Origin of the sequence: Methylocella tundrae (assembly GCF_901905185.1) — a bacterium.
In the GTDB taxonomy this organism is placed as follows: domain Bacteria; phylum Pseudomonadota; class Alphaproteobacteria; order Rhizobiales; family Beijerinckiaceae; genus Methylocapsa; species Methylocapsa tundrae.
Window position 1 is genome coordinate 1 of sequence record NZ_CABFMQ020000104.1, and the last position, 7,399, is coordinate 7,399.

The window sequence follows — 7,399 nt, forward strand, 5'->3', positions numbered from 1 at the left end:
GGCTGGAGAGGCGGCTGGTCTCGCGGCGGATGGGTCGGGCGCGGCGGATGGGCCGGGCGCGGCGGATGGGCCGGGCGCGGCGGCGGTTTCGGCCGCCCCGGATTCGCGCGCGGCGGATTTGGCGGCTTCCACGGGGGAGGCTTCCACGGGGGATTTGGCGGCTTCCATGGCGGGGGCTTCCATGGCGGCGGTCGACGCTAAAGCATGACGCCGAAAAGCGGAGCCGGCTTTCGGACGGCGGCGGCGCCCACGCGCGAATAACGGGAATGCGCCAGGGTCACGCTATGATGGATGAGGGATTTGAACGGTCCGGCGGCCTCGGGACGCCGGGCGCCCTTCCCCGGTCCTGCTCGCGGATGAAGCGGCGCAGGCGCGGAAGCACGGCCGAACGCCAGACCGCGCCATGAAGCAGGCCAAAATGGCCAACACCGGGCTGCACGTAGCGCTGGCGCAGGGACTTCGGAATATTGACGCAGAGATCTTGCGCCACATGCGTCTGTCCGGCCCCCGAGATATCGTCCTCTTCCGCTTCGACCGTGAAAAGCGCCGTGCGCGCGATGGCGTCCAGCCTGATTGTCTCGCCTTGCCAGGCAAGGCGCCCGAGAGGCAAGTCAAATCGCTGAAAGACTCTGACGATCGTCTCCAGGAAAAATTCGGCCGGAAGATCCGTCACCGAAAAAAACAGGTTCGGAAAAGGACGCTCGGACGGATATTCGCCATCGTCATTCATGAATTTGCGGAAGAGTTCTCCGCCGGTCAGGATGTGACGCGTCAGGTAAGCGAGCAGAGTGGCGAGCTGAAGGCTCGCCGGATAAACGAGCCGCCCCTGTCCGGGATCGGGGGACGGAACCTCGATTATTGAGCTTTGCCGGAGCCAGGCGACGGATTGCCGCCTCGCCAGAAGATCGCTTCGCGTCGGGTTGATGCGCGGATCGATCTTGCCGCCAAACAGCGTCATCGATCGCGGCGCGCCGCTTCCGCGGAGCGCGCAGATCGCCGTCGCCGCAACCGCCGGCAAAGCGGATTGGCAAAGACCGATGAGGTGAAGGTCGTCGCCCAGAAAATGCAGGAAATCGACAAGATAGCCGATGTTCTCGTCAAGACCGAAGCGTCCCTCCGACAACGCCACCTGCGACGCATCCGCCCATTGCGCGAGATAAAGGTCATGATCCTGCGCAAGGGCAAGGATCATGTCATAAAGCAACGCGGCGCGATGGCCCGATATGGGGGCAACCACAAGGACGCGCGGACGAGGGCGGCTGTCGTCGCGTTCGAACCGGACGAGCCGGCCAAACGGCCTGTCCACGACGACCCTCATGGACAAGGGTTGAATCCGATCGCTTGTGTCAGGGAGCAAAAGGCCGAATGCTCGTTCCCTGAGGTCTTCGTCCTGCTGGCGGTGCGCCGTCATCGCGACCTTTCGTGTTGTAGCGCCATTTCCGACTGTGACCGCGGCCTCGGATTAAAGTTTAGCATGTTATATCAACATACAGCGCCGTAGCCATTCATATCAATCACCATATCGGAAGCTAAAGATACGCTTGCGGCTTCATCGAAATTCAAGAAGGCGCAACCACGCCGGCTCGTTCCATTGCTGCATTCTTGACCTAAATCAACACCACTGTGGAACTTGAGGGTATAGTCCTCCCTGGCCGCTCAAGGTTATTCTTTGTAGCCTCCTGGCGGCGGGATCAGAAGTGGAGATGAACCCATGGCGCTGTTGCCAACGCTGAGGTCAAGAAATCAAAATCTTGCCGATCCATTCGCCGCGTTCAGACGCGAACTCGACTCCTTCTTCTCGGACTATAATCGCGGCCTTCCGACGCTCACCGAGGTAGGCGCCCAGATGCCCGCGCTGAATATCGCCGAGACCAAGGACGCGATCGAAATTACGACCGAACTTCCCGGCGTCGACGAGAAGGACATCAACGTCAGCCTCGATGGAAACCGACTCGTCATCGCCGGCGAGAAAAAACAGGAAAGCGATCGGAGCGAGAAGGAGTGGCATGTGGTCGAGCGCAGCTACGGCGCATTTCACCGCGCCGTCGCCCTGCCGTTCGAACCTAGCGATGCGTCGATTGAGGCCCATTTCGACAAGGGCGTCCTGCACCTCAAAATCAACAAGCCGACTGAAGTCGCCAAAGCAAAAAAGACGATCGACATCAAGGCCGGTCCGCCCAAGGGCGCCGCCCCGGATGCGGCCTGAGGGCCAACTCCCGGCGAGCCTGAAAGCGCAGCGCGAAATCCGGTCCGGTCAAATCGGATTTCGCGCCATAAATGCCGCCCTTGAAGACCCGCCGAAGAGCGGCGCGTTATGGCGCGGCCGGCCAGAGTTCAATTCGGTCCAGCCAACACCGATGTTGTATCGCAAACCAAACGGATAGAATGCGGGCTTTCGGGGGAATCGCCGCTGGCGCCGGCCAGGGGCGGCCCTCGAACGCGCCGGACAGGACCGGTTCGCAATCCAAGGCCGTCAATGAGCCATCAACATAGGCGACGGGCAATCCGTGAGGAAACGCCGCGTCACGCCGCCTGTAATCCATTCGCGAAAGCGAGAATGCCCATAGGCGCCGAGCACAACAAGACCGACGTCAAGGCGCCTGATTTCATTGAGAAGCGCGTCGGCGGTATTATCCCAGTTCGCAACATGCCGCAGCTCGACTTTGACGCCGTGACGGTCGAGATGACGCGCGATATCGGCGCCGGGCTCCGCGTTTTTCGCCTCGGCGGGACCGTCGCGGTCGACGATGGCGACGACGACGTCTTGCGCCTTTTCGAGGAAGGGCATCGCTTCGGAGAGCGCTCGCGCCGCCTCGCGCGTGTCGTTCCAGGCGACGAGAACCGTCTTGGTCATATGCTCCACTGTGCCCTGAGCGACCGGGATTGCTTCGTCCGGGACGACATAGACGCCGCGCCCGGACGCGAACAAGGCCGCCTCGATGACTTGCGGCCAACAGTCTGGCGCGTCCGCGCGATAAGGCTTCATCGTGACCATCAGATCGGCGGTCCGGGCCTGACTGGCCACCGTCCTCCATAAGCCGTCGGCAAAGAGATCGAAGCGGCGCAACTCCGCCGGCGCCGCGATCGTCTCGAAACGGCGGCGAAGCGTGCGTTCGATCTGGTCTCCGTTTGCGCGGGCTTCGTCCTGACTGGCGGCTATGACGGGCGTGACAGCCGCGTATTCGGCCATCGCAAGCGTGATTTCCGGAAGGATGTTGGCGTAAAGCCCCCTGATATGCGCGCCAAAGATCGCGGCGATGCGTTCGGCATGGGCGAGCCTCACGGCATCGTCAGCGGAGCCGTCGAGATGGACGATAATGTCTTTGATCATGGTGAGCGACTTCTCCTGACGCGGCGCAAAGGTTGGTTCAACCCGGCTAGGAAGCGCGAAGCGATGGCGCATATGTTCTCCGGCGGCGCAGCCATTGTCTGCGCAAAATCGCGCCGCTATGTTGATCTGCATCAAGACGTCGATGTTTCGCGCTACGGATAAGGCAAGACGCCCTGCGGCCCCTCCGGCTAACGCCGGGCCGCGGGCGGCCACAGGGCTTTCAAGGCCGCCGGCAATGTGTCGATGATCTTGGCGGTTTCGCCGGGATCGAGTTCCTCGAAGAGCAGTTGAAAGACAGCCCGGGTCATGGCCAGCGCGTCCCGCGGGAACTGAGGCGGAAGCTCGGCGGCGACGCGCTGGACAAATTCGTCTACATGTTTGTCGTCGATCGGCTTTCCGGCGATCCGCCAGCCCTCATAATAGACGCCGCGAATGACAATGGGGAGCTGAGCGCCGAAATGGACCGCCTGTTCGGGAGTCAAGCGGTCCCGCAAGGCATGCAGCACGGCGCGCAAGGCGCTGTAGGCGTCATGGCGCCTTTCGAGGTGATGCTCCGCCGCGATCCTTTTCAACCACAGGTTCGTTTGCTGGTTGGCATGCTCAAGCGCTGGAATTTGAGCGTCGCCCATGTTTGCCTCCGTTAAGAAGTGGCGTCCGGTTTCATGATAAGGTTACTCGCCGCCCTGTACGCAAGCCTTGTTCCTGATTAAGAGTTTTGACTCAATGGGAACTCGTCGGCGGCGGCGGTGTTGGTTTGATCGAGCGCGAGCTGAACGTTGCGCGCCGCATAAGTCGCGATGGCGAGGCGGCGTTCGCCTGAAACTATATCCGCCCCTTTTGAGCTTGCTCAACCCGCCGCGTGCGCTCGCCGCTAATCTGATCTTCGGCAGACCGATCTCACGCCGCCGGTCGTTACGCGTTATGTTTTAGCCAATCTATTTGGAGGCATATGATGCCCGACCTGTCCATCTCGCCTGAGAAAGTATGCTTCATCATCGTCAAGGTCCGCCAATTCGACGCCAAGGATGCGATCACCGAGCCAGACCCAGGGTCCAACGCGAGCGATGACGGCATGGTCGAAGTGCTTGAGGATCATCCCGATGATCCGGTGCGCGTCGAGCTCACCAGCGTGATCTGGGGTTTGAACGAGGACGAACAAATCGATCTTGTCGCTCTGGCCTGGCTTGGACGTGGCGATGGTGATCTCTCCAACTGGGACGAGCTGCGCGCCGAAGCGGCCCGCGCCCATAACGACCGCACGGCCGCCTACCTCCTGGGGATGCCGCTGCTCTCGGACTATCTGGAGGAAGGCCTTTCCCAATTCGGGGAGTCCTGCGCGGGTTATGATTCCGGGCTTCTTTAGGGGTGACGCCGAAAGAGCGGAGCGCACGACGCCGGACATATTTGCGCTCTTGAAGATCACGCTCCAGCGGTTGTTTTGAAAAACTGATGCCTTATCGCGCCAACGCAGATCTTCCCGCCTCCGTCCGCGAGCGCCTGCCCGAGCACGCGCAGGACATCTACCGCGCGGCCTTCAACCATGCCTTCGCCGCCCACGCCGGCGATCCGCGACAGGAGGAAGCGGCGCACCGCATCGCGTGGGCGGCCGTGAAACGGTCCTACGTGAAGGTTGGAGATCGCTGGGAGGCGATTGAGCAACGGTAGGCAAGGTCTGGCCGCGAATAGCTCAGCCCGTGGTGCGCTGTTCTGTTGGAAAGCGGCTCAAAATGGCGATAACCTCCTCATCGCTCACCTGTCGGAAGTCGTCGTAGAAAAAGCCGATGGCCCCAAAAAACTCCGGCGTCTCCAGACAAATCAGGGCGTCGGCCTCCTGGCGAAGCTCACGGACCGCGTCGGGGGGAGCTACAGGGATGGCGAGAACAAGCTCCGCGGGTCCGCGCTGGCGTATTGCGCGCAGGGCGGCCTTCATCGTCGCGCCGGTCGCGACGCCATCGTCGATGACGATCACTGTCTTTCCGGCAATCTCCGCCCTGGCGCGTTTGCCTATGTAGCGCTGTCGGCGGCGCTCGATCTCAGCGAGTTCGTCCCTGCAGGCCGCGTTGAATTCGGCGCCCGCGACGCCCACGCTCCGGATCACGTCATCATTGCGAACGATGATGGGCGCGGCGCCATCGACCACTGCTCCCATCGCCAGCTCCGGCTGCGTCGGCACGCCGATCTTGCGGACAAGAACAAGGTCGAGCGGCGCGTTGAGCGCAGACGCGACCTGCGCCGCGACAGGCAGGCCGCCACGCGGCAATGCGAGAATCACCGGCTGCTTGCCCTTGTAGCTCGCGAGCGCCTCGGCCAGCTGGCGGCCGGCGTCTTCCCTGTCCAGGAACAGGCTCATGAATCCTCGCTTCGATTCGCCGCCGGGTCCGCTGCGTCTCTTGACATTTTGTTAGCTCCCGCTGGCATGGCGTCTGATTCGTTGAAACATCCCGCGTTCCCCGAGAAGAGCCTACGCCCGACTTCAGCAGGCGAACAGGCTACCTGTAGACGAGCACCGGAACTTTTGAATGCGTAAGCACCTTGAGGGTCTGACTGCCAAGGATTATCGCGTCAAGACCGCGGCGTCCGTGTGAGGCCATTGCGATCAGATCGCAGCCTCTCTGCACCGCCGCGTCAATGATCGCCTGATATGGCTGATCGTTCTCGACCTGCAATGTTTCGCAAGGAACTCCGAGCGCCTTAGCCTTAAGCTCGGCGACCGTCAGATAGTCCGCCGCCCGCTCCCGGCCTAGCCTCTCATGGTCGGCGCGCATTTTCGAAATCTGATCGGCGTCGGAAGAAAAGACATGAAACGGCTCCACGATCGTTATGACGGTGACCTTGGCCCCCGTCTCCCTCGCGAAATCAATGCTTTTTTCCATGGCGACGATCGACAGCGGCGAACCGTCCGTTGGGATAAGTATATGATTATACATCACGCTACCTATTTTCTGCGAAGTATTCCGCCCTGGCCGAGAACGACAAAACCGGATGGCGACGAATACAATAGATCAAGTTCGCCGTAGACGCAGTCGAGATTATGTCCGGCTTTTTTGCGTCACGGCGGCGGCGATTATGGAGAAGAGGCCGCGAGGACTGTAGTCACTGTAGCGGAGGGCGCGCCCGCTGTCTCGCGCGTCATTACCCGCGGCGAGACAGACCTTTTGGTCCTGTGCGCTGTTCTCGGAGCGGGGGAGAGAGGGGCGGTAGCGATCGACGCGATATATGGAGTTCGTCAACGAGATGCAGGATGCGCTGCCAACAGCATACGAGGATCCCCACAATCAACAGATCGAAGCGGTCACAACCGACATCATGCCGGACAATTGCTCGTAACGCCGGGCGAGACTGTTGATTGTGTTGGCGGAGGTGCGCGGAAGGTCATGATCAACGGAAGCCACGAAGATAAATGGAAAACACGGGGCGCAGGCATAAAGCCACGTAGAACCCTACGAGCTGGTCGTCAGCCCGTGCGTTGATCTGATTTGTTCTCCTGGCGTTAATCCGGCGGTCAGACGAGAGCAACGAAAGCCAGGCGTTATACGCACTCGCTCCTGTGGGTGAAGCGCCTTCGGCTCCCGCTCACCTCGACATCAAGGAGCACTGTTCCCGAAGCGCCGGTGATGCGATAATTCGTAAGCTTTCCCGACGAACATTCGCCCGGATTTGCCGCCGCCTCAGCGCCTTGGACAGCATCTTCGAAGGTGGCAAAGCTCAACCCCAGGTCGTGCGGCTCAATTAGCCCATGGGCTCCGCGTCCGTATAGCTGAACCTTGAACATTGTCGGATTCTCCGCTCCCACGCTAACGCATGAGACGCCGTCGCGGTTCAATTTTAAATGATGAATCTGCGAGACCGGCGGGTTGTGGCGCGCACGCTCCGATTGCGAAAATGGACCGCGCGGACGCCCAAGGTAAGCCGTCTTCGCTATCGATTGATGGAGCCCCTAACGCGCCGCGGCCGCCGCGCGTTCCGCATCCGCCACCACCTTCAGCGCGCCGATCAGGCTGGATGGATTGACGCTTATGGAATCAATTCCCCAGCCGACCAGAGCGGCGGCGATCTCGGGATAGTTTG

General features: G+C 61.2%; 9 protein-coding genes. 4 read left to right on the forward strand and 5 right to left on the reverse strand.

Features of this window, described 5'->3' with window-relative positions; translation table 11 throughout:
* A partial coding sequence (locus MPC4_RS16150; RefSeq protein ID WP_210253673.1) for a hypothetical protein occupies window positions 1–208 on the forward strand: 208 nt, incomplete at its 5' end.
* Between the two features lie 69 nt (window positions 209–277).
* On the opposite strand, the gene phaZ is transcribed toward MPC4_RS16150, so the two are convergent.
* Window positions 278–1,411: a polyhydroxyalkanoate depolymerase gene (gene phaZ, locus MPC4_RS16155; protein ID WP_280514824.1), complete on the reverse strand. Its 1,134-nt coding sequence runs from the start codon at window positions 1,409–1,411 to the stop codon at window positions 278–280.
* 300 nt (window positions 1,412–1,711) lie between these two features.
* On the opposite strand from phaZ, the gene MPC4_RS16160 reads away from it, so the two are divergent.
* Window positions 1,712–2,206: an Hsp20/alpha crystallin family protein gene (locus tag MPC4_RS16160; protein ID WP_174513424.1), complete on the forward strand. Its 495-nt coding sequence runs from the start codon at window positions 1,712–1,714 to the stop codon at window positions 2,204–2,206.
* A 267-nt stretch (window positions 2,207–2,473) separates the two neighbouring features.
* Here MPC4_RS16160 and MPC4_RS16165 read toward each other — a convergent pair whose 3' ends face one another.
* Window positions 2,474–3,331, reverse strand: coding sequence for a universal stress protein (locus tag MPC4_RS16165; protein ID WP_174513425.1), 858 nt, complete (start codon window positions 3,329–3,331; stop codon window positions 2,474–2,476).
* A 188-nt stretch (window positions 3,332–3,519) separates the two neighbouring features.
* On the reverse strand, window positions 3,520–3,960 hold the full coding sequence (locus MPC4_RS16170) for a DUF2267 domain-containing protein (RefSeq protein ID WP_174513426.1): 441 nt from the start codon (window positions 3,958–3,960) through the stop codon (window positions 3,520–3,522).
* Window positions 3,961–4,283: 323 nt separating this feature from the next.
* Here MPC4_RS16170 and MPC4_RS16175 point away from each other — a divergent pair, with 323 nt between their 5' ends.
* The gene (locus tag MPC4_RS16175; RefSeq protein ID WP_134490556.1) at window positions 4,284–4,694 is read left to right on the forward strand and encodes a DUF3775 domain-containing protein; all 411 of its coding nucleotides are present in this window, start codon (window positions 4,284–4,286) and stop codon (window positions 4,692–4,694) included.
* 86 nt (window positions 4,695–4,780) lie between these two features.
* Window positions 4,781–4,996 (forward strand): ChaB family protein, encoded by a 216-nt coding sequence (locus tag MPC4_RS16180; protein WP_174513427.1) that lies wholly within the window; start codon window positions 4,781–4,783, stop codon window positions 4,994–4,996.
* A gap of 22 nt (window positions 4,997–5,018) precedes the next feature.
* Here MPC4_RS16180 and MPC4_RS16185 read toward each other — a convergent pair whose 3' ends face one another.
* On the reverse strand, window positions 5,019–5,681 hold the full coding sequence (locus tag MPC4_RS16185) for a phosphoribosyltransferase (RefSeq protein ID WP_174513428.1): 663 nt from the start codon (window positions 5,679–5,681) through the stop codon (window positions 5,019–5,021).
* A gap of 139 nt (window positions 5,682–5,820) precedes the next feature.
* Window positions 5,821–6,258, reverse strand: a complete 438-nt coding sequence (locus tag MPC4_RS16190) for a universal stress protein (protein ID WP_174513429.1) — start codon at window positions 6,256–6,258, stop codon at window positions 5,821–5,823.
* Window positions 6,259–7,399: the final 1,141 nt, after the last annotated feature.

What these genes read in the sequence shown, in the direction of transcription:
- phaZ (WP_280514824.1), bottom strand. Translation starts at nt 1,411, where the DNA reads ATGACGGCGCACCGCCAGCAGGACGAAGACCTCAGGGAACGAGCATTC.
- MPC4_RS16160 (WP_174513424.1), top strand. Translation starts at nt 1,712, where the DNA reads ATGGCGCTGTTGCCAACGCTGAGGTCAAGAAATCAAAATCTTGCCGAT.
- MPC4_RS16165 (WP_174513425.1), bottom strand. Translation starts at nt 3,331, where the DNA reads ATGATCAAAGACATTATCGTCCATCTCGACGGCTCCGCTGACGATGCC.
- MPC4_RS16170 (WP_174513426.1), bottom strand. Translation starts at nt 3,960, where the DNA reads ATGGGCGACGCTCAAATTCCAGCGCTTGAGCATGCCAACCAGCAAACG.
- MPC4_RS16175 (WP_134490556.1), top strand. Translation starts at nt 4,284, where the DNA reads ATGCCCGACCTGTCCATCTCGCCTGAGAAAGTATGCTTCATCATCGTC.
- MPC4_RS16180 (WP_174513427.1), top strand. Translation starts at nt 4,781, where the DNA reads ATGCCTTATCGCGCCAACGCAGATCTTCCCGCCTCCGTCCGCGAGCGC.
- MPC4_RS16185 (WP_174513428.1), bottom strand. Translation starts at nt 5,681, where the DNA reads ATGAGCCTGTTCCTGGACAGGGAAGACGCCGGCCGCCAGCTGGCCGAG.
- MPC4_RS16190 (WP_174513429.1), bottom strand. Translation starts at nt 6,258, where the DNA reads ATGTATAATCATATACTTATCCCAACGGACGGTTCGCCGCTGTCGATC.